Source organism: Trueperella pecoris, from assembly GCF_014926385.1.
In the GTDB taxonomy this organism is placed as follows: Bacteria; Actinomycetota; Actinomycetes; order Actinomycetales; family Actinomycetaceae; genus Trueperella; species Trueperella pecoris.
The window spans coordinates 1,989,344-2,014,978 of record NZ_CP053291.1; the positions used below are offsets into that span (position 1 = coordinate 1,989,344).

The window sequence follows — 25,635 nt, forward strand, 5'->3', positions numbered from 1 at the left end:
TGTTTGCCCCACGTCGGTCTCTAGACGATCGGCATCGCCACCAGGCGCTCTCCCATCCGGGCCACGTCCACGTCCACACCAAAAATCTCACCGAGGATCTCCTCTCGCATCACCACGCCTGGCGCTCCCACGCGAGCGATCCTGCCGTCCTTCATCGCCACCATCGTGTCAGCATAGGCCGCGGCCGTGTTGACGTCATGGATGACGATGACCACCGAAATTCCGCGCTCGTCGCACACGCGCCGCAGGTGGCGCATCATGTCGCGGGCGGTACATATTCTCCCACCAAGACAGGCTTCGTGTTGGCCAAGGGCATCTGGAAAGCAATCCTAAAACAGTACAGCGCTTTCGCGGTTTTACACGACATCAACCGGGATATCCGTTACGCCTCCCATCTCGCCATCATGCACGTAGAAAGGATCATGCGCGAAGGCGCAACTCGCAATGTCCTGGGTGACGAGCTAACAAACAGTCTCTTTGGGATCAACGTGGTTAACGAACAGATTGTTCATAGCGCTACACCGGCTGCAATCATTCTCCACCCTCTTCGGCGAAGAGGAGATGCCCCTAATCAGCCCTCGATCCGCGGACTGCCTTCTTGCACTCAGCGACCCACGAACCGCTCAGCCACACCAGGCTTCACTCCACTCCCGCCCTCTTACAGTCTTGGGGATACACCAGCCTTCGACTGTGTGACAACATCAAGCGAGCCAGAAACGGGTGCCTTAAGCTTATCTCGCAGCCCAGGCGTTTGTCAGACGCGCAGGTAGTGACACCGAAGAGACCTTGAGGGCGACACCACACCATTCCCTGCACACCTACGGCACCATAAAAATGGAGGGTGTACCCTTTCGGACGCCGAAAAACCGCATGACACCACATACAAACGCGAAATCTTTGTGATATCGTAGATGACATAGTCGATTACATATCCCAATGGAGGGCTATTATGTCTACACAAATACCCGCAACGATGCGGGCAGCAGTTCTTCGCGATCCGAAGATCGGCCTACAAACTGAAACAATCAAGACTCCCCAGCCACGTGACGGAGAAGTTCTCATCAAAGTCGCTGCATGCGGCATGTGCCATTCTGATCTCCATGTTATCGGCGGCAAGATTGCCTTTCCAGTTCCATGTGTCCTCGGGCACGAGGTAACCGGTGAGATTGTGCAGGTTGGGCCCGGAAACCAACATACAGGCCTGGAAGTCGGCCAACACGTTGCCGGCGCCTTCCTCATGCCCTGCGGCCAGTGCGAGTTCTGCGCCGAGGGACGCGACGACCTGTGCGCGCCATTCTTCGATATGAACCGTCTCAAGGGGCAACTCTACGACGGCGAAACTCGACTCTTCGGCGTCGACGGCGAAACTATCGCCATGTATTCCATGGGCGGACTGGCTGAATACTGCGTCATTCCATCAACGTCCGTTGCCGTACTAGACGATTCGATGGACATGGTCGCGGGATCAATCCTCGGTTGCGCGGCGCTGACCGGGTATGGCGCTGTCAGACGCGGCGCCAATCTTCAATACGGGGAAACCGTCGCGGTAGTCGCGACGGGTGGTATTGGCTCGAACATCATCCAGGTGGCAAAGTCATTTGGCGCGGCAAAAATCATCGCGGTTGACGTGGCCGACGACAAGCTCGAAGCCGCCCGCGCGCTCGGCGCCACCCACACCGTCAACTCGACAACAGAGAACGTGCGTGCGGCAGTATTTGCGATCACCGACGGCCGCGGTGTTGACGTCGCATTCGAAGCACTCGGCCGGCCCGAAACTTGGGCCAGCGCGCTCGACTGCCTGCGCGATGGTGGACGTATGGTCCCGATTGGTCTGGGCGCGGGCACACAAAGTGCGGCCGTTGAGATCAATAGGACTGTGCGCCGATCACAATCGATTCTTGGATCGTACGGCGCCCGCACCCGCCAGGACCTTCCCACGGTCATCAAGATGGCAGCCGAGGGGAACATCGACTATCGAAGCATCGTGACACGGAAGTTCCCTCTCGATGCGGCGGGCAAAGGCTATACACTACTTGCCGCCGGAAAGATCCAGGGGCGCGCCGTTGTAGATATGTCACTCTAAGGTCATGCCGTCAACGATTTGCGTGTGACGCGCTCATCATCAGCAGGTCGCATATAAAACTACCGCATTTGTTTGGCATTTGTTATAGACAAGATGCTCAACAAACCTTACAATTGTGGTGAGTTTGAGAGTTGTACCACTAGGTGTATATGGTAGCCGCCAACGATGGCGACAAATTGATGCACCCCCGAGACACCTCCTCAAACAAAATCTCATCAAAAGTCACTTCGTGACATTGATTGCAACGATGCAATCAATTCTCGCGATTGCCATTAAGGAGAACCGATGGAACATCATCGCAACGCTTCCATCCAGCAGATAACCAAGGATGACCTTGGCCGCATGGTCAAGGAAACCCCGGCATCCGGAAAACCCCGTGGAATCATTACGATCGCCGCTGTTGCAACACTTGGCTCGTTGCTGTTCGGCTACGACACAGGCGTCATTTCCGGCGCGCTACCCTACATGCATATGCCCATCGGTGCTGGTGGCCTTGGCCTCACGGCAGCAGAGGAAGGTGCAATTGGAGGCGTCCTTACCATCGGCGCAGCATTCGGTGCTCTGTTTGGTGGACGTCTTTCTGACCGGTACGGACGTCGTCACAATATCATCATGCTGGCGATCCTGTTCTTTATCGGAGCCATTGGCAACACCTTCGCACCAAATGTGTGGGTTATGTACCCCTTCCGACTAATTCTCGGACTGGCAGTCGGTGGCGCTTCGGCCACTGTCCCGGTCTATCTTGCCGAGACTGCTCCCAAACGAATCCGCGGCACAATCGTCGCTCTTGACCAGCTGATGATTGTCACCGGGCAACTGCTCGCGTTCGCGATGAACGCGGGAATCAATGCGGCACACGGCGGCCCGCAGCTAACCGTAACCGCCGACCCAACTGGCCAGATTGCCGCCGGCGCATACACATGGGATTCGCTCCAAAAGGCAATCGAGCAGGCCGTGCATTCAACGGACATGAATGTGATACGCGACTTTGCTATGCAGCTATCCATCCAAGAAGGCTCTGGAAACGGCTCTGCCTGGCGCTGGATGATCGTCCTATGCTCTATCCCCGCATTGCTCCTGTGGCTGGGCATGCATTTCATGCCCGAGTCCTCTCGCTGGCACGTTCTGCGTAACGACGTGTACGAAGCAATTGGCACGCTCAAGATCGTCCGCGCAGACGAACCGGAGAGCTCGGTAACGGACGAGCTTTATGAGATGGTCGACAGCCGAAAGAAGGATCTTGCAAAACCCCAGACAAAGGGCCTTCGCGAAGTCTGGCAAGTGCCCTGGCTACGCAAACTTCTCCTCGTCGGTATTTTCCTCGCTATCGTCAACCAGACTACCGGTGTCAACACCGTTATGTACTACGCCCCCAAGGTCCTCGGATACGCCGGCATGGGAACTTCTGCGGCGATTAGTGCCCAAGTGGCAAACGGTGTCATGTCCGTTATCGGGGCCGCTTTTGGCCTTGTCCTCATCACAAAGTTCACCCGCCGCCAGATCCTTATTTGGGATGTCAGCCTCGTGGGAATTTCGCTCCTGAGCATCGCGGCAATCTTCCATTTCGAGATTGTTCCGCACATGGTCGCAGGCGGCACACCCTCCCCATGGGCAGCATACGCGATCCTCGCAATCATGGGATTCTTCATGCTCGTCGTCCAGTCCTCCAACGGAACCGTGGTGTGGACGATGCTTGGCGAAATGTTCCCCGCATCGGTGCGCGGCGTCATGAATGGAACCGCGATCTTCTGTATGTGGATTGCTAATGCCCTGATCACATGGACATTCCCCGTCATGATGAACAACTTCGGCGGCGCGCTGACATACACGCTCTACGGCGTCATGAATCTCCTCATCGCAGTGATTCTGTGGAAGATCATGCCCGAGACGTCGAAGAAGTCTCTCGAGGAAATCGAGATCTACATGGAAGATCGTTACTCCAAGTAGTTTGCCAACTAGAAGGTGCTGCATCAAAAGCCCTGTTGAGAGTGGGGGTTGATTCCAGTTTTCTGGGGTCGACTCCCACTTTTTCAGTCCCCTCAGGATGGTGTTTTCCCTGGCGTATCAACGTTTTCGGGTGAAATCGGGGGTGTAAGGAGCGAGTAATGGAGAAACGTTTCCGACCAGTTTTCCAGCATCAACCCATGCTGCTTCCCCTGATATCGAACAGTGGAGTCCTTAGGTTCTTAAGGCCAAGTGACTTAAGTGTTGTCCAAAGAAGGCCTGCCTGTGGGTGGGGAGAATGGATGAATGGCGGCGAAAATCAGTAAGCATACTCCTGAGCAGATTGTTCACAAGCTTGACAAAGAACGGGAGTTGAATGAATCAGGGTCCATTTTCCGTCGCCAGCTCAAGGATCCGCTTTAAGCCACACTCATCCCTTTGGTGACCGCTGGATCACTCAAGGGGTTCATACGATGAGCTTCCAGACGAGCGTAAGTGATCCATTTCTACAGTGAGGAGCGAGAGATTCCTAGATCAGTGCAACTTGCCTGCGGCTCATCCGCGACTCAGCAAGGGCGACCGTGTCAGCTCTAAAAGGCTCGTTATAAATCTCTGGCTTGGTCAGCATCCTTCCTTACCCCACACTCGCAAAGCAGCCTCGGCGTCAACCAAACCTTCAGCAGTCCTGGGTGCCTGGAAGCCTCAACAAACTTCCAGGCACCCCAAACATGGCTAGTGATACAGCCACTTCTTTGCGCTTATTTACTTTTGCACTCGAGCGTATAGATCAGCGAATGCGAAGACGGGAACCAATAAAGCTGCCCCCACTCCCGACAGGAACACTACTACGGGAACTGATGTAACGACGCCGAGCACGATCGACACAAGGAATAACACCAGAGCGATTGTGGCTGGGGCCACGTTGAGTGCGACCCCTTCAGCACTTGGCGATTCCACTAGCTCACGTTTGAATAGTACATTGATGTGCTCAGTTACGGGACTCTTAGTTTCGATTATGCTCATGCGTTTCCTCTTTCTTCCGAACGCCTCGGCTTTTGTTTCTCTGTTCTTCGGCCCTACTCTAGAGGAAATTTATGACATATTACAAAGAATTTCAGTGATTGTTTGGTTACACCCTCAACTTTGACAGTATATGTATGCGAGGAGTAGAAAAGTGCCCTCCGGTGATCGCACCGGAGGGCACCCTTCATATTGTGTTCTCTAAGCAAGCGCCTTTAGTGCCTCGAACGACGCACGCGCATCGATGATCGGCCCGGCCCCCGGCTCCGGCTCGCCGTCGATCATGATGTCCTGCTCAAGCACCCAGTAGCCGTCAAACCCGACCTTATCGAGCTCCTCAACGACAGCAGCAAAATCAATGTCGCCCTGACCGATCGGCGCAAACATTCCGGCCTTCACGCCCTCGCCCCAGGCGATCTCTCCCGTCAACAGCTTGTTCGTCATATCCTCATGGATATCCTTGGCATGAACAATCTTCACCCGATCGGCATACTTCTTCACTAGCTCCACAACGTCGGCGCCGCCGCACGCTAGGTGTCCTGTATCGAGGCACAGGCCGACGGAGGAATTATCGAGCACACGCTCAACCTCATCGATGTTTTGCACCATCGTTCCCCAGTGCGGATGCAACGACGCCGTCACGCCACGAGCGGCCGCAACTTCCGTAATCCGAGAAAGGTTAGTAAATAAGGTATCCCAGCCCACCTCGTCGAGGACGGGACGCGAGTCGTAGCCATCCTGACCCGAATCGGCTGCGAGGATAAGGTTCGTGCCACCGGCGACTTCGAAGGCGTCAAGCTCCGCATTTACCGCAGGGATCGGATCGACCTCCGGATCGTGCATAATTGCTAGGAAGAACGAGCCCACCGGCTCAAGGCCGTAGCCCGAGACCGCTTTCGCGCGCGCTTCCGGCTCAACCGGTAGCCAGCCTTGCGGACCGAACTCCGTAGCGGTCAGCCCCATCTCCCTCATCTCTGTCAATACCCGCTCCGGAGAGAGCTGGTAGCCCCAGTTTGGTACTTCACATACGCCCCAGCTGATGGGCGCTCCCGCGATCTTCATGAAAGTCTCCTTTGATTTTCTTCTGTGATTGATCGATTGTGGTTCTAGAGAACTAGAGAGTAACGACTTTTCCAGTCCGTGCTGACAGCTCCGCCGCCTCAGCGATGGCCAACGCCTTGGCGCCGTCATCGATGGAGGTTGACGGAGAGCGCATTTCCTTAATCGCGGCAAAGAATTCCCCGAGCTCGCGCGCGTAGGCCTCCTCGTAGCGCTCGAGGAAGAAATCGAGATACACAGACTTGGCATCCGTGTACTGCCCATTGGACACGCGGATCTGATCGGCACGCAGATTTTCTCCATTCAAGGTCGCCTTATCACCAAATATCTCTAGGCGCTGGTCGTATCCCGAGGAGCAATGTCGCGAGTTGGTGATTGTCGCCGTCTTGCCTTCGGCGTTCGTCAGGGTGATGACGGCTGCATCAAAATCGCCCGTATCAACAAGATCCGGGTCAAGATTCTGGCCAACCGCAAAAACTGAAACGATGTCGCCCAAGAAGAAGCGCGCGGTGTCGAAATCGTGAATCGTCATGTCCTTAAAGATTCCACCCGATACCTCGATGTACTCCTTCGGAGGAGCGGCGGGATCGCGCGAGATGATCGTCACCTGCTCAACGTTTCCGACCGCGCCCTCCGCGACGAGCTGGTGCATCTTCGCAAACGTCGGGTCAAAACGTCGGTTGAACCCGAGCATCGTCGTATGCTCGACACCCTTGAGCTCCTCGATCAGTTTCTCCACTGTTTCAGTTTCCATCGCCACTGGCTTCTCGCACAGGGCAGGCTTGCCGGCCTTAGCGGCCTTAAGAATATGGTCCACGTGCATCGGCGTGGGCGAACAGATAATTACCGCATCTACCTCGTCGTCCGCAAACACCTCATCTGGATCGAGGCAGTAGCGTACCCCATACTTTTCCGCCAAAGCAGTAACAGCGGGCTCATAGGGATCTCCCACAAGCACAAGTTCTGCTTCCGGATGTGCTGCGATAGTGCGGGCGTGTACCTGGGCGATGCGTCCAGCACCGACAAGACCAATACGAATCATTTTGGGTTCCTCACGTCGTTGGGGGGGAAAAAAAATTGTTAAAGAAGTGGTTCACCAAAAGCGCGACAAGCGCATTTTACTGAGCCGGAATAAGGACATCGCGGATAAGCATGTCCAGATCGTTGTCTGCGGCCAAGAACTGACGCAGCGTTCGCACGGTAGGTCCGAAAGCCTCGAACTCCTCGACGCTCATGCCATCGACGTCGTAGGCGCGGTTGAAATCGGGGATTCGCTGCAGCTCGGTGATGTAGTGCGGATCGACGTCCTCGCTCATCCGCTCCACCGGCTCGTAGTCCGAATCGTTGACGATCTTCTGCCAGCTAAACGGCGGGGAGACGACGAGGTCTCCACCTTGGAATTCGCTCCACTGCAACACGTTCCGGAACGCTGCCACGAGCAGTCGCGGGCGAAGCCCACGTTCGTTGAAGATGCTGTAGGCGCGCTTGACGGCAGCCACGCCCGCCCATTCGAGGGCCGATGGGTCGATGAAGATCTTGTCCCGCTTGACGACGGACTTGAGCCAATCATCAAGCCTGCCCACCATAATGGTGACGACGGGGCTCATCTGCGACACGTCGTGCCCGGCTGATTCACGCTTGGCAAGACCGCGCTGAATGGCCTCTGCGGCCGTGACAGCCTGCGGCACGGAGAAGGACACCGTGACATTGACCGACACTCCTCGCTCCGTGGCCATTTCAATCGCCTCAATTCCAGACTTCGTCGCTGGAATCTTGACAATAATATTCTTTGCTAGGTGATGGAACTCTTCTGCCTGATCCGCCAAGGCCTTCGCATCGCGGTGAAGGCGCGGATCGGTCTGCACTGAAAGGCGACCATCGTGACCATTGGTCTCGTCAAAGATCTCCTCGAAAAGCTTCGCCGCCTCGACAGACATGTCCTTGACCGCCTGCCATCCGATCTGCGACTCGCTCCACGTGGGGTTGTCGGCCGCGATCTTACGAATACGCTCTGTCCAAATCTCCGGATACTTGGAAATGGTGTTGTAGGCGATCACCGGATTACATGTAGCGCCAACGCCTCCGAAAGAAATGGATTGGCGAAGCTCATCAATGTCCGATGAGTCGTTCCACAACACGGTGGGGAACTGCCGATTCGCGGTTAATAGCGGGCCCGGTGTATACGTCGTAGCTGACATTGTAGGGTTGTCTCCTCAATCAATTGTCACACCAGCTCAGTCGCGGTGAGTAACGCGTTGTCGCCGTCGTTGGCGGTGCGTCGTTAGCCACTACGTTACTAACATTGACACTAGTCGTCAAGCGTTTGTATGCACATTATTGAAGAGGATGAAAACATGCCTGTCACATAAGAAATTCCCCAACAACACCTAGGCGCGCGAAGTCTCAAGAGACATCTAGCTGGTCGCCAATGGGAACGTCATCTTGTATTGCTGTGCGTCATAGACGTGGCTACCACGCTCAATGACCCGGCCGTCGACGTCGTACGCCGTCCGTTCCATCGTAAACAACGCCATCCCAGGCTCGATTGCGAGGAGATCGGCCTCGGATTTTGAGGCATTCTTCGCCCCTAACGTCTGCACAGCTGAAGCGGGAAAGACGTTGTGCTTTCCGAAGGATTCATACAGCCCATACCGAGACAACTCCGTCAAGGTAGGGGCAATCCTACTTGGAATCGTATTGTTAAGGACAGCCAATGGGCGGTCGTCAATCCAACGAAGGCGCTGGATAGTAACGAGCTCTTCGTCCAGCGCACAATTGAGAAGCTCAACCTCATCAGGGCTCGCGAGATGGATTTGGTATTTCAGGACCTCAGTACGTGTTGAGTGGCCAGCCTTAATTAAATCGTCGTTAAGCGAGGTGAGTGCTAGCTGCCTATGAACGTGAGATGGTGTGACACGAGTTCCCACACCGCGCCTTCGAACCAAAAGACCCGCGTCTACTAGCTCTTGTAGGGCACGCCTAGCGGTCGGCCGAGAGATGCTTAACCGCTGAGCCATTGAGATCTCATCTTCGAGAAGTTGGTTGGGCAACAGGGTTCCGGCTTCGATCAGCTCCGCAATGGGATTGTAAATCTGCTGATACAAAGGCTCAGTGGAATTTCGATCGAGTATCACATCAAGGACGTACGGCGTATCCAGAGATGCATCTTTTTCATTATCTACCACGACGCACTCCTTTTCTTCCCAACATTTAACAAATACATTATCGCAATTCATTTAATGATGCGCATTCTTTAGACTATCTCCACGCTTTGTAACCTCAATACGCTTACATGTTATTGACAAATAGCCGTGCGAGTAGCAAACTGTGAAACACGCAGAAAGGAGCATGCAATGGTGCACAGCGCTCAACATCCAGAAGTAATTTCCATCGGACGCTCCGGCGTCGACATTTACCCGCTACAAACCGGCATCAGCCTGGAAGAGGTGACAACCTTCGGGAAATTCCTCGGAGGATCACCGACAAACGTGGCCGTGGCAGCCGCAAAAATGGGTCATTCCGCTGCCGTCATCACCGGAGTGGGAGACGACCCGTTCGGGAACTTTGTTCGGTTGGAAATGCGCCGGCTCGGCGTCGCCGACGATTTTGTCATCACCACCCCCAACTTCAAGACGCCCGTCACCTTCTGTGAAATATTCCCACCCGACACCTTTCCCCTCTATTTTTACCGAGAGCCCTCCGCACCCGACCTTCAATTACGCTCCCAAGACATTCCCATCGAGGCGGTTCACAACGCCAAGGCCTTCCTCCTCTCAGGCACGGGCCTGTCCGCCGAACCCTCCCGGTCCGCACACTGGACCGCCTTGCGTGCACGCATGGGCTCCCCCGGCTGGACAATCGCCGACCTCGACTACCGCCCCATGTTCTGGGACAGCGAAGAAATCGCGCAACGCGAGATCAGCGCCATCCTCTCCCATGTCAACGTGGCTGTCGGCAACAAGGAAGAGTGCAGGATCGCCGTCGGAGAGACCGAGCCAGACCGGGCCGCAGACGCCCTGCTCGAACGCGGCGTTAAGCTTGCGATCGTCAAGCAAGGTCCAAAGGGCACCCTTGCAAAGACCGCAGAAGAGCGTATCGAGGTACCCGTCACGCACGTCGAGACGCTCAACGGCCTCGGCGCAGGCGATTCCTTCGGTGGATCCCTGATCCACGCGCTCCTCTCCGGCTGGGACATCCCCAAGGCCATCCATTTCGCCTCAACCGCGGGCGCTATTGTCTCTTCTCGCCTCGAGTGCTCCACGGCGATGGCCACCGAATCCGAAGTCCTCCATCTCATGGCAACCCGCCCTGAGACCAATCCGAAAGTGCAGAAGCGCTCATGGTGACAATCAGCGATATCCCAAGTATCCGCCTTCATTCCCCACAACGCGTGAAAAATGCGCTGGCCAATCGGCGCCCCGGAGCGATCCCCACAGACGGGCGCAAGCTACTCATCATCGCATGTGACCACCCCGCCCGCGGCGCCCTCGGAGCTGGGGAAGATCCATCTGCGATGGCAAACCGCGCCGAGCTCCTCGAACGCTGCATGATCGCGCTCTCCCGACCCGGAGTAAACGGCTTCCTCGGCACTGCCGACCTCATCGAAGACCTTACTTTGCTCGGCGCTCTCGACAACAAGCTCGTTTTCGGCTCCATGAATCGCACCGGCCTGCAAGGATCCGCCTTCGAGATCGACGACCGCTTCGGTTGCTATACACCCGAGGCGATTGCTGCCTACAATCTCGACGGCGGAAAAACCCTCACGCGCATCTGCCTCGAAGACTCCCACACGCCACACACCCTTGAAGCCACCGCACACGCCGTCGACCAACTGGCTAAGCTCAACAAGGTAGCGATGATCGAACCCTTCATCTCCACGTGGAAAAACGGCCGTATCGTCAACGACCTCAGCGCCGACGCCGTCATCATGTCCATCGCAATTGCTTCGGCCCTGGGCTCGACCAGCGCCCATACTTGGCTCAAACTCCCCTATACTGAGGACATGGAGCGGGTATTGGAAAGCACCACGTTGCCCTCGCTCATCCTTGGCGGCGAGGTGCCAGCCGACCCAAACAAGGCCCTGAGTAGTTGGGCTCAGGCCATGACGTACCCCAACGTTTTTGGCCTGGTCATCGGCAGGTCCCTTCTCTTTCCCCATGGCGGAGACGTTCAGCAAGCAGTCGACAACGCAGTGGAGTTGCTATGAATCAAAACAATCAATACGTTCTCCCCTCCGGCAGCAGCGCCCAGGGGGCATTCGATACCTACATCACCGCTGAGAGGGCGGGCTGGGAATACTCCAGTCTCAAGATCGCCGGGCTCGATGCCAACGAAAGCCTCACCACAAACACCGGCGAGGACGAGGTTCTGGTCCTCCCGTTGGTCGGTAGCGCCGATGTTACGGTCGGCGAGGAGACATTCCATCTAAACGGACGAGACAGCGTATTTACCGCGCTCACCGATTACATCTTCCTCCCCCGCCACACTGCCTTCACCCTCACCGCCACGACGCCCGGCCGCTTTGCCATTCCCGGAGCGAAGGCAAGCAAAGACCTGCCAGTGCGCTACTGCCCAGTGACGGAGGTCAATGCTGGTATTCGGGGCGCCGGAGTCTGCTCGCGGCAAGTCAACAACTATGCGCTTGGCAATCGGGTCGAAACATCTCATCTGCTCGTCACCGAAGTCCTCACCCCCGGCGGGAACTGGTCCTCTTACCCTCCCCACAAACACGATGAACACAACAAGGAAGAACGCATCCTCGAAGAAATCTACTATTTTGAAATGCGCCCGGGTGGGCCGACCGCTCAAACCCCCGGCTTCGGCCTGCAACGCGTCTATCCCTCACCTGGCAAGGAGATCGACGTCTGCACAGAAGTGCGCTCCGGCGACACCGTCGTCGTTCCTTTCGGCTATCACGGCCCGTCCGTGGCAGCCCCTGGATACGACATGTACTACCTCAACGTGATGGCCGGGCCCGCCGAGGACTCGGTATGGATGATGACCGACGACCCGATCCACACCTGGCAGCGCCAGGCCTGGGAGGGCGAAAATATCGACCCGCGCCTCCCCTTTACAGAACTCACTAAGGAGACGCTATGAGCAGTGTACGGCTGACGGTCGCACAAGCGACCATTCGCTTCCTCATCAATCAGTACACCGAGTCTGACGGAGTAGAACAGCGACTCATCGTTGGAGCGTTCGGCATTTTCGGCCACGGCAATGTTGCCGGGCTAGGCCAGGCTCTGCTCCAAAACGAGATCGACCCAACGCCGGATGGCGGGAGCCTTCCCTACTACATGCCACGTAATGAGCAAGGAATGGTCCACGCGGCTGCCGCCTTTGCCAAAGCGAAGAACCGCACACAGACGATGGTGTGTACGTCATCGATCGGCCCGGGCGCTCTCAACATGGTGACAGGAGCCGCGCTCGCGACCACCAACCGCCTGCCCGTCCTCTTGCTACCGTCGGATCAGTTCGCTACCCGCACACCGGATCCTGTTTTGCAGCAGATTGAGAACCCGCAGACGCTCGATACGTCAGTTAACGACGCCTTCCGCCCGGTATCCGTGTTCTTCGATCGTATCAACCGGCCCGAGCAGCTCCTGCCGTCGTTGATGCAGGCAATGCGCGCATTGACCGACCCAGCCGATACCGGCGCCGTCACTATCGCCATGCCGCAGGACGTTCAAGCCGAAGCCTTCGATTTTCCAGAGGAGGCGTTCGCAAAGCGCGTGTGGCCGATCCGGCGCCCGCCGGCCGAGCGTTCATGTCTGGAGCGCGCAGCCGCGCTGATCCGTAGCTCGAAGCAACCCATGGTCATCGCTGGCGGTGGCGTGATCTACTCGAAGGGCTCCGAGCAATTGCGTGAGTTCGCGCGCGTGACTGGTATCCCGGTCGCCGATACCCAGGCGGGCAAAGGGGCAATCAATTGTGACCATCCACAGGCCATTGGCGGCGTCGGCTCAACCGGCGGAGATAGCGCGAATCACCTGGCGGACGAGACCGACCTAGTTATCGGAATCGGCACCCGCTATTCCGATTTCACAACAGCCTCACGCACACAATTCAAGAACGAAGGCGTCCGGTTCGTCAATATCAACGTGAAGGCCTTCGACGCCGTCAAGAACGGGGCCATGATGGTGGTGGCAGACGCGCGCGAAGCGCTGACGGACCTGACGAACCTGCTCGCTGACTACCACGTGAGCGAGGGCTATGCGCAGCGTATCGCGCAGGAACGTTCGGCATGGCTCGAGAAGGTCGACGAACTGACACATATCGACCACGGCCCACTCCCTGCACAGATTGAGGTCTTTGGTGCCCTCAACGAGATGATGGGCGACAACGACGTCTTGATCAACGCCGCCGGCTCCATGCCCGGTGATCTACAAGCCTTGTGGCAAGCCAAGACGCCAGTTCAGTACCATGTCGAATACGCTTTTTCGACCATGGGCTACGAGATCCCCGCGGCTATTGGCGTGAAAATGGCACTGCCCGATTCCGAAGTGGTCAGCATCGTGGGGGACGGAACTTACCAGATGCTTCCCATGGAACTGGCAACCGTGGCTCAAGAAGGCCTGAAGATTATCTACGTCCTCCTTGAAAACCACGGCTTCGCCTCCATCGGCGCGCTTTCCGAATCGCGCGGATCGCAGCGTTTCGGCACCCGCTACCGCATGGGCGGCGGGAATCCGCATAACCAAGAGGGGCAGATCATTCCCGTTGACATCGCTAAGAACGCCGAGTCGTGGGGGCTGACTGTTCTCCGTGTGTCGTCCATTGCGGAGTTCCGCGAGGCATACCAGCAGGCCGCAGCTATGGACAAAGCTGTCATGATCTACATCGAGACGGACCTGTACGGACCCAACCCGCCGTCGTCGTCCTATTGGGATGTTCCGGTGGCGCAAGTTTCTCGTATCGACTCGACGGCCCAGGCCTATGAGGAGTACCGCCAGGCGCTAACCCTTCAACGGCACTACTTTTAGCCCGAACCTTCCCTAGGCGAGAGCTACCGCCCGGCTGAACATCTCAGCCGGGCGGTGCGCTACCTGTTCAGCTTAGGACATAAGTCCAATTGTTCATACAAGCCTTCGCATTGTGATATATTTGTCATGTTAGATGTACAACGACGTACCAGAAATGGAGCATAACCATGACCACCCTCACCCAATGGATCGACGGCCAAGAATATCTCGGCACCCCAGAAAAGTACGTCGACGTCGAGAACCCAGCAACCGGAGAAATCTCTGCAACACTTGCTCTCGCTTCACAAGCCGACCTCGATCATGCCGTCGCCGTCGCCAACAAGGCCCAAAAGGAATGGGCACTCACCTCCTTGGCGCAGCGCGTTGCCATCATGCACAAGATGCGCCAACTCGTCCTCGACCACCAAGACAACCTCGCCCGCGCAATCGTCGCCGAACACGGTAAGGACTATTCAGACGCAATCGGAGAAATCCAGCGCGGTCGCGAAACACTCGACTTCGCGTGTTCAATCAACACCTCACTCAAGGGCGAATTCTCCTTCGACGTCTCCCGCGGCGTCGACGTTCACACCATTCGCCAGCCAGTTGGCGTCGTCGCCGGAATCTGCCCCTTCAACTTCCCCGTCATGGTGCCCATGTGGATGCACCCCCTCGCACTAGCCACCGGCAACGCCTTCATCCTCAAGCCCGCAACATCCACACCAACCGCATCGCTCCTCATTGCCAAGCTCTACCAGGAGGCTGGCCTGCCAGATGGCCTGTTCAACGTAGTCGCCGGCACCCGCACCATGGTCACCCAGATTCTCGAGCACCCCAGCATCGACGCGATTTCCTTCGTCGGCTCCACACCCGTCGCCCGCATCATCCAGGAGGTCGGCACGAAGCACGGAAAGCGCGTTCAGGCCCTCGGCGGAGCAAACAACCACGCCATCGTCCTCCCCGACGCCGACCTGGAATTCGCCGCTCACCACATCTCCGCAGCCGCATTCGGCGCCGCTGGCGAACGCTGCATGGCCCTGCCCGCCGTCATTACCGTGGGCGAGGGAACCGCGGACAAGCTCGCCGCGCTCGTGAAGGAACACGCTCAGAAAATCAAGGTCGGCATGGGCTTGGAGGAAGGCGTCAACATGGGTCCCGTCATTGACGCCACTGCGAAGAAACGCATTGTCTCCCTCATCGACGATGCCGAGGCGGGCGGTGCCGACGTTGTGCTCGACGGACGTGACCTCGTCGTTGATGGTTACGAAAAAGGCTATTTCATCGGTCCGACCATCCTCACACATGTCACCTACGACATGGACATTTACCGTGAAGAGATCTTCGGGCCGGTGCTTACGATACACGAAGCAAGAAGCTACGAGGAGGCAATCGACATCGTCAATGCGCAACCTTTCGGGAATGGTTCTGCCATCTTCACCAACGACGGGGGCATGGCGCGGCGGTTCCAACTCGACGTGGAGGCCGGCATGGTCGGGGTCAATGTGCCGATCCCAACCCCGGTTGCCTACTATTCTTTTGGTGGCTGGAAGGGCTCACTCCTCGGGGATCACCACATCCACGGCCCCGAGGGTGTCAGATTCTACACCAAGGCAAAGGTGATTACCAGCCGCTGGCCATCGGAACGCACCTACACGGCAACGATGTCATTCCAGCGAGAGGAATAATTGCGCCAGAAATAGACCGCAGGCATTTCTCCTGATCAGGCCAAACGCGAATTTAAACACTATGTTGGGTGGTGTCCAGCAGCGGGCTCAACACCACCCAACATATAATTACCGTTCTCCACCACCAACGAAAGCAACAAATAAACACTAAGAGTCGAGTCCTATGGGGGCTCTCACAGGTGCCATACGGCAATCTGGGGCCACCCTTCATGGGTGATCGAATCGGCGTGAGACCTTGACCTTTACTGCGCGCCCGGTATACATGCGAATCTGCATATCGCGCCAGACTACGTGCTCAACCATTGGCTTTCCGCCGCCAAGCAAAACGCCAAGGTGCTCCTCATAGGTAGAGGTTTTACTATTCTTCCCCGAAGGCTCAACCGCTCACCCAGCCTCACAGCGCCCTACGCCACGGGCATCGCCACCAGGCGCTCTCCCATCCGGGCCACGTCCACGTCCACACCAAAAATCTCACCGAGGATCTCCTCTCGCATCACCACGCCTGGCGCTCCCACGCGAGCGATCCTGCCGTCCTTCATCGCCACCATCGTGTCAGCATAGGCCGCGGCCGTGTTGACGTCATGGATGACGATGACCACCGAAATTCCGCGCTCGTCGCACACGCGCCGCAGGTGGCGCATCATGTCGCGGGCGTGTCGCATGTCGAGGGCCGAGAGGGGCTCATCCAGCAGGAGATACTTGGTGTCTTGGGCGAGCGCCATCGCGATGAAGGCGCGCTGGCGTTGCCCTCCCGAGAGCTCATCGATGAACCGGTCCGCGTAGGCAGCCATGTCCACGCAGTTCAGCGCGTCGGCAGCGTGTGCATAGTCCTCCCGGGTGCGCCGCCCTTTGGAGTGCGGGTGCCGACCAAGCATGACCAGTTCAGCCACGGTCAGCCGGATCGCTAGATGATTCTCCTGGCGTAGGATCGCGACCGTCCTCGCGAGCTCTTCGGTGTCCCAATCCGCCAGCGCCCGCCCGTCGATGCGGATTTCTCCCGCGGCCAATGGTTGCAGCCGCCCGACGCCGGACAGCAACGTCGACTTGCCCGCACCGTTGGGGCCGATCAACGCGGTGATGCCGGTGTCGGGAAGGCTGAGGCTGACGTCGTTGACCACCGGTTCGGCGTCGTAGGCCATGGTGACGTTAAGAATGTCGATCATCGGCGAGCACCTCTCACAATCATCGTCAGCAGCAGCAAGCCGCCAACGAGTTCCAAAATCACGGGCAGGACCGTCGCCTGGTCGAAGACGTGCTCGAGCAGGGCCTGGCCTCCCACCAAGACGACGACGCCGAGGCCCGCCGTCACGCCAACAAGGTCACGTAGCTTGTTCGATCGCCCGACGTAGTAACCAACGTTGACCACGAGCAGGCCGAAGAACATCAGCGGCCCCACGAGCGCGGTCGCGCACGCCACCAGCACCGTCGACGCCGACAGCGCCAGCCGCACCTCCCGCCGATAGTTGAGCCCCAGGCCGATCGCGATCTCCGGGCCGAGGGCGAGGATGTCCCACACCGGGCTGCGCCACACGACGTAGGCCAGCGCAGCCAACGCCACCACGACGGCGATGCCGAGCGCCTGCCCGTTGACCACGGCGAACGACGCCGTCCCCTTGTCGGACACGACCAAGTACTCGCCGGGATCCATCACAGTAGAGAGCAATGTGGTGACGGAGCGCAGGAAGGTTCCCACGACGATCCCGACGAGTACAAGCAGATAGACGTTCGAGCGCCCCTTGCGCAAGACCGTCAAGAAGAGCGAGACGGCCAGCGCCGTCATGAGTGCCGTGTTGATGAGAAACATGGCCGACCCGGGCATCGCGTTGACCGCAGCCGAGCCGAAGAAGAAGACCGACGCCGTCGCCACAAGTTGGAACATCGAGTCGAAGCCCATCACCGACGGGGCGAGGATGCGGTTGCGCGTCACGGCCTGGAAGACGGCCGTGGCCACGGAAAGGGAAGCGGCGACGACGACGAGCGCGCCCAAGCGCGTCGCACGCAGGCGGCCGATGATCGCCCAAGCGCCGAACGCGTCGTAGGTGAGGAAGAAAACGCACATCGCGATCGCAAGCGCGCCCACGAGGATCAGGCGGGCGCGGGCCTGGGAACGGCGCGCGTTGAGGATACGGTCGAGGACGGCGTCGTGCATCTACCTCACCCGCTTCAACAGAATCGTCAGAAATATTGCCGCGCCGACGACGCCCATCACCACGCCCACGGGCACCTCGGCGGGGGCGATGAGCGTGCGGCTGAGGAGGTCGGCGACGAGGACGAACGCGGCTCCCACCAGCGCAACCAACGGCAACGAGCGGCGGATGTAGTCGCCGTGGAAGATCGAGACGAGGTTGGGCACGACCAGCCCGAGGAAGGGCAACGGCCCCGCAACCACCGTGGTGATGCCCGTGACGAGTGCGACGATCGTCAGTCCGAGGGCCTGGACCGCGCCGTAGTTGAGGCCGAGGTTGCGGGCGAGGTCTTCGCCCAGGCCGGCCACGGTGAAGCGGTCGGCGAAGAGGTAGGCCAGAAGGGCGGCCGCCGCCACGATCCACAACAGCTCGTAGCGCCCGCGGATGATGCCCGAGAAGTCGCCGGTCATCCATGCGTTGAGCGTGCCCTGGAGCTGAAATTCCCATGCGAGGAACAGCGTGGCGGCGCCGATGACGCCGGAAAGAATGAGGCCCACAAGGGGAACGACCACGATGTCGCGGTGGTCAAGGCTGCGCAGGATCGCGGTCAGGAGAGCCGTGCCCGCGAGCGCGAAGGCGACTGCGATGGCCATCTTCCCCGGCAGCGACAGCGTGGGGATGAAGATCGTGGCCACGAGGATGCCCAGGCCCGCCGACTCCGTCACCCCCGTGGAGGACGGCTCAACGAACCGGTTTCGCACGAGGAGCTGCATCACCAGTCCGGCCACCGCCATCGCGGCGCCCGCAAGGATCACGGCGAGCGTGCGGGGGATGCGGGAGGCCAGGAGAATCTGCAGGTCATCGGGGCTGGCCTGGCCGGTGAGGATGGCGACGGGCGACATGCGCGCTCCACCAACCAGCGTCGACACGAGCCCCAGTGCCACGACGACGAACAGCGCCACGGCCAGTGATCGGGCAAACTTGCCGCGTCGGGGCGCGGCAGCTTCAGGTGCTGGCGCCCCCGCCCCCGCCAGTGAATGGGCGGGGGCGGGGGCGGAGGCCTGGCTACTTGATGGCATCAGCAATTTCGTCGAGGATAGCCGGGAAGTTGGACGCCCCGGTCATGACCACGTACCAGCGCTCAGGCGAAAGGTAGACGATCTGACCCTTTTGGGCGGCCGTCGTTGCATTGATGAGCTCGTTGTCGAGCACCTGTGCGGCGGCCTGACCGGCTTCGGACTTGCCGATGGCGGCGTCGCGATCCACGACGAACAGCCAATCCGGATTGATGTCCTTGACCGTCTCGAAGGAAACCTTCTCCCCCTTGTGGCCTTGGTCTGCCTCTGCCTTCTTGTATGCCTCACCGAAACCGAAGACGTCCCAGATCGGCGCCCAGCGCGAACCGCGGTCGTGAACCGAGAGCTCGCCGGCGCTCGTCATCACGACGAGCGCGTTGCCCTTATCCTTGCCCATTCCCGTGTACGCAGCGACCTTCTCGGTGATGGCGTCGGCCGCCGCCTTGCCGTCGGCGCCGATGGCCGAAGCGAGCATCTCCACGCTCTGAGGAACAGTCGCCGAATAGTCGGAGCTCTTCCACGAATGCGTCACGTCGATCGTCGGGAAGAGCTGCGAGAACTCCTCGTAGAACGACGCCGAACGGTTGCCTACAATGACGAGGTCCGGGTTGAGCTTGGCGATGGCCTCCATGTCAGGTTCCTTCAGGCCGCCCACGGAGGTCACCTTCGTGTAGTCGATGCCCTCATCGTCCTTGAGCCAGGTGGGGACGTTCTTGGTGACCGTTCCCGTCACCGCCTGTCCTGCGCCAAGCGCATCAATCGTGTCGAGTGCCGCCATGTCGAGGACGACGATGGACGCAGGCTTGGCTTCGATCGTCGTCTCGCCCGCGGCGTGCTTGATCGTTCGCGGGAAGTCGCTGGCAGCGGGCGACGAGGCTGTGGCCGAGCCGGTCGCGACCGCCGGGGCTTTGTCAGCCGAGGCCGAGCACGCGGTGAGTGCGAGTGCGCTGAGGACAGCGAGGGCGGTGGCCTTGATGGCCTTTGAGAAGTACATAGTGCTCCTTGTGTGTCACCGAACCACCCGGTGGCGCCCAGGTGTGGCTACGTGGGCGGCGCGACCGGCGGGACGGCTCGTCATCATAACCGTCATTACGAAAGCCATCGCTTTCATAATCAACTTAGGTAACGCTAATAGATGCAGGTCGCGCATGCCAAGCCTGGCGAAAAAGTCTTGCGTAAATCGAAAGGCGAGCGACGGCGTCGTGAAGAAAACCCGGAAAGGTAAATTACAATAAGAATGACAAGCGCCCTACCCGAAGGAGCAACATGACTTTCCCCGCCCCCACCACCGCAATCGCAGACATCGGCGTAACCGGACTCGGCGTCATGGGCGCCAACCTCGCACGCAACCTCGCACGCAACGGCTTCAAAGTCGCCGTCCACAACCGCTCCATCGGCCGCACCGAACGCCTCATCAGCGAACACGGCACGGAAGGCGAATTTTTCCCCGCCGACACAATCAAGGAATTCGTAGCCGGGCTTTCCACCCCGCGCGTTGCCATCATTATGGTCCAAGCCGGAGCGCCAACCGACGCCGTCATCGAACAACTCGCCGCCTGCATGGACAAGGGCGACATCATCGTGGACTGCGGCAACTCCCAATACCAAGACACCCGCCGCCGCGAAGCAACCCTGCGCGAGCGCGGGCTACACTTCGTCGGCGCAGGCGTGTCCGGCGGCGAAGAAGGCGCCCTCCTCGGCCCCGCCATCATGCCCGGCGGCACCATCGAATCATACAACCGCCTCGGCCCCATGTTCGAAACCATCGCCGCCAAGGCTGACAGCGAACCGTGCTGCACCCACGTTGGCCCCGACGGCGCCGGCCACTTCGTCAAGATGGTCCACAACGGCATCGAATACGCAGACATGCAGCTCATCGCCGAAGCCTACGAAATCATGCGCTCCGCGCTGAGAATGTCGGCCACAGAAATCGGCGACGTCTTCGCCGAATGGAACAAGGGAGACCTCGAGTCCTACCTCATCGAGGTCACCGCCGAAGTGCTCCGCCACGAAGACCCCAAGACGGGCAAGGCCTTCGTCGACATCGTCATGGATCGCGCCGCCCAAAAGGGCACCGGCGCCTGGACGGTGCAGAGCGCCGCCGGGCTCGGCGTGCCGGTCACGGGCATCGCCGAAGCGACCTTCGCCCGCTCGCTCTCCGGAGCAGCCCCCCAGCGCGAGGCAGCCCAAGCGGCACTACCTGGTCACGGCGTCACAGATGCACTGAGCGCCACCACCGACGCCGAGCGCGCCACCCTCATCGAGGACGTACGACTCGCACTCTACGCATCCAAGATGGTGGCCTACTCGCAGGGATTCGAGCTGATCCGCACCGCCTCGGACGAATACGACTGGGACATCCGCCTCGGGGACATGGCTCGCATCTGGCGCGCCGGGTGCATCATCCGCGCCCGCTTCCTCGACCGCATCACCGAGGCATACACCCGCACCCCGCAGCTTCCGCTACTTCTGGCCGACGACTTCTTCGCCGGCGAGATCAGCGCGGCGGTGCCCGCGTGGCGCCGCGTCGTTACCGGCGCCATGAACGCCGGCATCCCGGTTCCAGCCTTCGCGTCCTCGCTCTCCTACTATGACGGCGTGCGGGCTCCCCGCCTCTCCGCCTCGCTCATCCAAGCTCAGCGCGACTTCTTCGGGTCGCACACCTATCGCCGCGTCGACATGGAGGGCACCTTCCACACCAGGTGGTCCGAGGGGCGCATCGAAGAGCAGTGGGACTGATGGTTGGCCGGGAGGGCCAGGGCGATCTGGCTGGTGAGGCGGGCCGGCAGGACCGGAGCAGCCGGGGTGGCCGGGAGCACCGCCACGAAACAGCCCCTCACCAGCAGTCCGACCGCGCCGAAAGTCCGGCGGGCGGCCAGCCTGCCGGGCATGGTGAGTTCCTTGCTTGCGCGAGGGCCGCGGGCGGGCTGATCGTTCTTGGCCTTGCCGGACTCGCCGCCATCATCGGCGGCGGAGTCTTACTCGCACAAACTCTCGCCACTTTTTAGGCAATTCAGGCAGCCCCGGGCGCACCGGGGCTGTTTGCTCGGCGCGAGCAGCACCCTTGGCCTCCCCTAGGCCCGCCCACGGCCCGCCCTTGGCAAAATCCTGTGAGTATTTGGTTTTTCGTGAACACACTTGCTGATTTTAGCCAAAAACTCACAGCATTTGGCCGAGGCCCGAAGCATCCCGTCCGAAAGTCGGGGATGCGCACCCCAAATGTCGGGCTATACACCCCAAAAGTCGGAGTGCCATGGCGCACAACCGGATTAGCCCGCCCGGCAACCTGGGCACCCGCCCTGACCAGGATCTTCCTGCATGCAAAAGGGCGGTTGGACACGCGAACATGTCCAACCACCCTTTTATATAGCCAACCCGGCAGCCCAGAACCCCTCAGGCCAGCCGGCCTCCGCCAAATCCCGTGAGTATATGGAATTTCGTGAACACAAACGCCGAATTCCGCCAAAAAGTCACAGGATTTGGTGCGGCGGGAGCCGAGCGGGAGCGCGGCGGAAACAGAGCCCCGAGCACCGCCGCTTAAAGGAGCCCGAAGACCCCCGGCAACCAGAGCGAAATCGCCGGAACAAACACCACGACGAACAGCGCCAAGATGATGCCCACGAGGAACTGCCATAGCCTGGTCACGACGGGCTCGATGCGCAGCCCCGCCACCTTCGCGCCCACGAAGAGCACGTTACCGACAGGCGGCGTAATAACACCGACCGACAGGTTCATGACGACCATGGCACCGAAGTGCACCGGGTGAATCCCCATCGCCGTGACGATCGGAAGGAAGATCGGCACGAAGATGAGGATGGCGGGCGTCGGATCCATGAAGGTGCCCACCACGAGCAGGATCAGCATGATGATGATCAGGATGCCGGTGGGCGAGTCCGTGATCCCGAGCAGGCCCGAGGCGATCATTGCCGGAATGCGCGCGAAGGCCATCACCCACGACAGTCCTGCGGAAACGGCAACGAGGAACATCACCACGGCGGTCGTGCGGGTGGCGTTGAGCAGAATCCCCGGAAGGTCCCTAACCTTGATGTTCTTGTAGAGGAAGCCCAGCACCAAGCAGTACACGACTGCGATCGCGGAGGATTCGGTGGCGGTGAAGGCACCGCCAAGGATACCGCCAACCACGATGACGATCATGAGCAGGGACGGGATGGCCCGCCACAGAGTCAGGCCGATGAGCTTCAAGCTCGGGCGCTCGGAAACCTGGACGACGTTCTTCTTTTCGTACTTGTAGTACAGGATCAGTGCGACGATCATACATGCGGCAACCCAGAGCGTGCCCGGGCCGACGCCGGCCATGAACAGCGCGGCGATTGAGGTGGAGGACACCAGTGAGTAGACGATGAAGGTGTTCGACGGCGGAATCAGCATTCCGGACGGCGCGGAGGCCACGTTGACGGCGGCGGTGTACTCGCGCGAGTATCCGTCCTTGATCATGCGCGGATTCATGATAGTTCCGACGGCGGACGCGGCGGCAACCGCGGCGCCGGAGACCGAGCCGAAGAGGCCGTTGGCGACCACGTTGGTCAGCGCCATCGACGCCGGCATGCGACCCACAAGCACCTTGGCGGCGTCGATGAGTCGGGCGGCGATGCCACCCGAATTCATGAGCACGCCCGCCAGGATGAAGAACGGGATTGCCAGGAGGGAGAAGGAGTTCACGCCGGTGAACATGCGGCCGGCGATCGACATGGCGGCGACGTCCGGGTTCATGACTGCCATCGCGGCGATGACCGTGGGCAGACCGATGGCCACGGCGATCGGCACCGAAGTGGCGATGAGGAGAATAATTCCAACAAGCAGGATGAGGCCTGCTACAGCGGTGGGTGTCACAGCCGTGCTCCCTTCTTTTCGCCGGCGTCGAAGGTGACGTCGCGGACGTCGGCCGGGTTGACGGCGTCGTTCCCATCAGGCATGACGTTTGTCAGGGCGCCTTCGGCTTCGGCTTCGGCCTTGATCTTGTCGAGCTCCGCGAGCGCCGCTTCGGCCTCGGGGATGGGGTAGGTAGATTCGCGGCCGGCCGCGATTTCCACGATGTGGTAGATCGCGTAAAGAACCAGGGCGAGGCCGGAAATGGGCATCACCAGGTAGACCGAGCCCATGTTGAGCGGAAGCGCGGTCAGGTTCTGCGACCAAGCGTTCATCGCGGCATTCCAGCCGCCCCACACGAGCGCTATCGCGCCGAGGAGCAGGGCTGCCACGTGGGTCCAGATGGCGAAGAATCGTTCGCCGCGCTCGCCGGAGCGGCGGGTGAGGAATTCGACTGCCATGTGGCCGCGCTCGCCGTAGACGAATGCGAGGCCGAGGAAGGACAGCCAGACGAAGAGCATCTTCGCTAATTCTTCAGACCAGGTGACCGGGGACTGCAGCACGAGGCGGGCGAAGACCTGCCAGGTGGTGGAGAAAACGAGGAGGACGAAGAGCGCGATGCAGAACGCACCAAGGATGTGGGTCGTGATTTTGTGGATGCGTTCCATCACTTGCCTCCTTCGTTCGAGTTGGTGTCCACAGCGCGGATCGCATCGAAGAGTTTGCGCTGGTAGCCGTCGGATACGAACATGTCGACGATCGGTGCGAGGGCCTTCGCAAAGGCCTCCTCGTCCACTTCATGGAAGGTCGCGCCGGTCTTTTCCGCGATCGCCTTTGACTCTTCGGTGTAGTCCTTCCACAGCTTGGTGTGGAAGTCCATCGAGTCATACCAGGCCGCGTACAACGTGTCGCGATCGGCGGCCGGCATCGCCTCGAGGAGGTCGTGGCGAATGATCATGTAGTCCAGGCCAACCAGGTGGTTGCTGTAGGACAGGTAGGGAGCCACTTCCATGTGGCGGGCAGTGTTGAACGAGACGATGTTGTTTTCCGCGCCGTCGAGGACGCCGGCCTGGAGGGCCGAGTAGACCTCGCCGTAGGAGAGCGGGGTTGCCGACCCGCCCATGAGTTCGATCATCTTGATATGCATGTCGGACTCTTGGACGCGGATCTTTTTGCCTGCCAGGTCGGCCGGGGTCTTGACCGGGCCGAACGTCGTGTACAGGTGTCGCGACCCTTGGGTGTAGCCGCCCATGACGGTGATGTTGTCTTTGTCTTCGAGGGAGGCGAAGAGGTCGCCGACAATCTGCGGGGTTTGGAGGACCTTCATCTGGTGCTCGATGGAGCTGAAGGTTGTGGGCATGTTGAGGACCCGAAAGTCCTTGTTGATGTTCTCCAGCTGGGTGCCGGAAACGATCGCCATCTCGATGGCTCCCGACTTCACGTATTGCAGGACTTCCTGCTGCGAGCCGAGCTGTGCGTTCGGGAAGACCTCGATCACGTAACGCCCGTCGGTGCGCGTCTTGACGTCTTCGGCGAATTTTTCAAGCGCCTTGTATGACGGGTGTGATTCCGTCTGGTTCAAAGCGACCTTGAAGTACGAAACTGAATCTTTCTCGCCCACCTTGTCAAGCTGAATTCCTCCGAATCCGGCGCAGCCGGCGAGGAGGAGCGTGGCACTTGCCAGGGCGAGAAGGCTCCAACGTTTCTTCATTGGATCTCCTTAACTGTGCGGGGCCGGCGGGCGGCTCCGCTTGTGTGTGAGCCGACGTCGGCTCGTTGCGGTCATGCTCGCAGGTGCACGTTTATGCACCTCAAGATGCCTTGAGATTAACAGCCAATCCCACTGTTAAGAAA

The 25,635-nt window shown here is 59.5% G+C and carries 21 protein-coding genes; 9 read left to right on the plus strand and 12 right to left on the minus strand.

All coding sequences use genetic code 11. The annotated features are described in order from the left end of the window. Positions 1-20 precede the first annotated feature (20 nt). A complete protein-coding gene (locus HLG82_RS09135) occupies positions 21-260 on the minus strand; it encodes an ATP-binding cassette domain-containing protein (RefSeq protein ID WP_193326523.1) in 240 nt (79 codons plus the stop codon). A 689-nt stretch (positions 261-949) separates the two neighbouring features. Between HLG82_RS09135 and HLG82_RS09140 the strand changes: the two genes are divergently transcribed. Continuing rightward, positions 950-2,083: a zinc-binding dehydrogenase gene (locus tag HLG82_RS09140; RefSeq protein ID WP_255313886.1), complete on the plus strand. Its 1,134-nt coding sequence runs from the start codon at positions 950-952 to the stop codon at positions 2,081-2,083. A 285-nt stretch (positions 2,084-2,368) separates the two neighbouring features. Further along, positions 2,369-4,030, plus strand: coding sequence for an MFS transporter (locus HLG82_RS09145; protein ID WP_193326524.1), 1,662 nt, complete (start codon positions 2,369-2,371; stop codon positions 4,028-4,030). A gap of 1,218 nt (positions 4,031-5,248) precedes the next feature. Here the strand turns inward: HLG82_RS09145 and HLG82_RS09150 are convergent. From HLG82_RS09150 to HLG82_RS09165, 4 genes are all read right to left on the minus strand, one after another. Next, on the minus strand, positions 5,249-6,109 hold the full coding sequence (locus tag HLG82_RS09150; protein ID WP_193326525.1) for a sugar phosphate isomerase/epimerase family protein: 861 nt from the start codon (positions 6,107-6,109) through the stop codon (positions 5,249-5,251). 52 nt (positions 6,110-6,161) lie between these two features. Then, positions 6,162-7,148: an inositol 2-dehydrogenase gene (iolG, locus tag HLG82_RS09155; protein ID WP_193326526.1), complete on the minus strand. Its 987-nt coding sequence runs from the start codon at positions 7,146-7,148 to the stop codon at positions 6,162-6,164. A gap of 76 nt (positions 7,149-7,224) precedes the next feature. Beyond that, complete coding sequence (locus tag HLG82_RS09160) at positions 7,225-8,304, minus strand: transaldolase family protein (RefSeq protein WP_193326527.1); 1,080 nt, start codon at positions 8,302-8,304, stop codon at positions 7,225-7,227. A 216-nt stretch (positions 8,305-8,520) separates the two neighbouring features. Continuing rightward, positions 8,521-9,291 carry a GntR family transcriptional regulator gene (locus tag HLG82_RS09165; protein WP_255313887.1) on the minus strand — a complete coding sequence of 257 codons (771 nt, stop codon included), beginning with the start codon at positions 9,289-9,291 and terminating at the stop codon, positions 8,521-8,523. Positions 9,292-9,459: 168 nt separating this feature from the next. Here HLG82_RS09165 and iolC point away from each other — a divergent pair, with 168 nt between their 5' ends. The 5 genes from iolC (at position 9,460) to HLG82_RS09190 (ending at position 15,752) form a co-directional block, all read left to right on the plus strand. Then, the gene (iolC, locus tag HLG82_RS09170) at positions 9,460-10,452 is read left to right on the plus strand and encodes a 5-dehydro-2-deoxygluconokinase (protein WP_193326529.1); all 993 of its coding nucleotides are present in this window, start codon (positions 9,460-9,462) and stop codon (positions 10,450-10,452) included. Beyond that, on the plus strand, positions 10,446-11,312 hold the full coding sequence (locus HLG82_RS09175) for a Cgl0159 family (beta/alpha)8-fold protein (RefSeq protein WP_193326530.1): 867 nt from the start codon (positions 10,446-10,448) through the stop codon (positions 11,310-11,312). The genes iolC and HLG82_RS09175 overlap by 7 nt, the downstream gene beginning before the upstream one ends. Then, on the plus strand, positions 11,309-12,205 hold the full coding sequence (iolB, locus tag HLG82_RS09180; RefSeq protein ID WP_193326531.1) for a 5-deoxy-glucuronate isomerase: 897 nt from the start codon (positions 11,309-11,311) through the stop codon (positions 12,203-12,205). Before HLG82_RS09175 ends, iolB begins: the two co-directional genes overlap by 4 nt. Next, positions 12,202-14,088, plus strand: a complete 1,887-nt coding sequence (gene iolD / locus HLG82_RS09185) for a 3D-(3,5/4)-trihydroxycyclohexane-1,2-dione acylhydrolase (decyclizing) (protein ID WP_193326532.1) — start codon at positions 12,202-12,204, stop codon at positions 14,086-14,088. Before iolB ends, iolD begins: the two co-directional genes overlap by 4 nt. A 167-nt stretch (positions 14,089-14,255) precedes the next feature. Next, on the plus strand, positions 14,256-15,752 hold the full coding sequence (locus HLG82_RS09190; RefSeq protein ID WP_193326533.1) for a CoA-acylating methylmalonate-semialdehyde dehydrogenase: 1,497 nt from the start codon (positions 14,256-14,258) through the stop codon (positions 15,750-15,752). A 404-nt stretch (positions 15,753-16,156) separates the two neighbouring features. On the opposite strand, the gene HLG82_RS09195 is transcribed toward HLG82_RS09190, so the two are convergent. The 4 genes from HLG82_RS09195 to HLG82_RS09210 are packed head-to-tail and all read right to left on the minus strand — an operon-like array spanning position 16,157 to position 19,948. After that, positions 16,157-16,915: an iron ABC transporter ATP-binding protein gene (locus HLG82_RS09195; RefSeq protein WP_193326534.1), complete on the minus strand. Its 759-nt coding sequence runs from the start codon at positions 16,913-16,915 to the stop codon at positions 16,157-16,159. Beyond that, positions 16,912-17,901: an iron chelate uptake ABC transporter family permease subunit gene (locus HLG82_RS09200; protein ID WP_193326535.1), complete on the minus strand. Its 990-nt coding sequence runs from the start codon at positions 17,899-17,901 to the stop codon at positions 16,912-16,914. Before HLG82_RS09200 ends, HLG82_RS09195 begins: the two co-directional genes overlap by 4 nt. After that, a complete protein-coding gene (locus HLG82_RS09205; RefSeq protein WP_193326536.1) occupies positions 17,902-18,957 on the minus strand; it encodes an ABC transporter permease in 1,056 nt (351 codons plus the stop codon). It lies immediately after the preceding gene. Beyond that, on the minus strand, positions 18,944-19,948 hold the full coding sequence (locus HLG82_RS09210) for a siderophore ABC transporter substrate-binding protein (RefSeq protein WP_193326537.1): 1,005 nt from the start codon (positions 19,946-19,948) through the stop codon (positions 18,944-18,946). Before HLG82_RS09210 ends, HLG82_RS09205 begins: the two co-directional genes overlap by 14 nt. A gap of 272 nt (positions 19,949-20,220) precedes the next feature. Between HLG82_RS09210 and gnd the strand changes: the two genes are divergently transcribed. Then, positions 20,221-21,693 (plus strand): NADP-dependent phosphogluconate dehydrogenase, encoded by a 1,473-nt coding sequence (gnd, locus tag HLG82_RS09215; RefSeq protein WP_193326538.1) that lies wholly within the window; start codon positions 20,221-20,223, stop codon positions 21,691-21,693. Next, a complete protein-coding gene (locus tag HLG82_RS09220) occupies positions 21,684-21,962 on the plus strand; it encodes a hypothetical protein (RefSeq protein WP_193326539.1) in 279 nt (92 codons plus the stop codon). Before gnd ends, HLG82_RS09220 begins: the two co-directional genes overlap by 10 nt. A 529-nt stretch (positions 21,963-22,491) precedes the next feature. On the opposite strand, the gene HLG82_RS09225 is transcribed toward HLG82_RS09220, so the two are convergent. Genes HLG82_RS09225 through HLG82_RS09235 form a run of 3 tightly spaced genes read right to left on the minus strand, consistent with a single transcriptional unit; the run spans position 22,492 to position 25,492 of the window. Next, complete coding sequence (locus HLG82_RS09225; protein ID WP_193326540.1) at positions 22,492-23,805, minus strand: TRAP transporter large permease; 1,314 nt, start codon at positions 23,803-23,805, stop codon at positions 22,492-22,494. Continuing rightward, entirely contained in the window at positions 23,802-24,449 is a 648-nt protein-coding gene (locus HLG82_RS09230) for a TRAP transporter small permease (protein ID WP_193326541.1), read from the minus strand. Before HLG82_RS09230 ends, HLG82_RS09225 begins: the two co-directional genes overlap by 4 nt. Beyond that, positions 24,449-25,492, minus strand: a complete 1,044-nt coding sequence (locus tag HLG82_RS09235; protein WP_193326542.1) for a TRAP transporter substrate-binding protein — start codon at positions 25,490-25,492, stop codon at positions 24,449-24,451. Before HLG82_RS09235 ends, HLG82_RS09230 begins: the two co-directional genes overlap by 1 nt. Between the last annotated feature and the right edge of the window lie 143 nt (positions 25,493-25,635).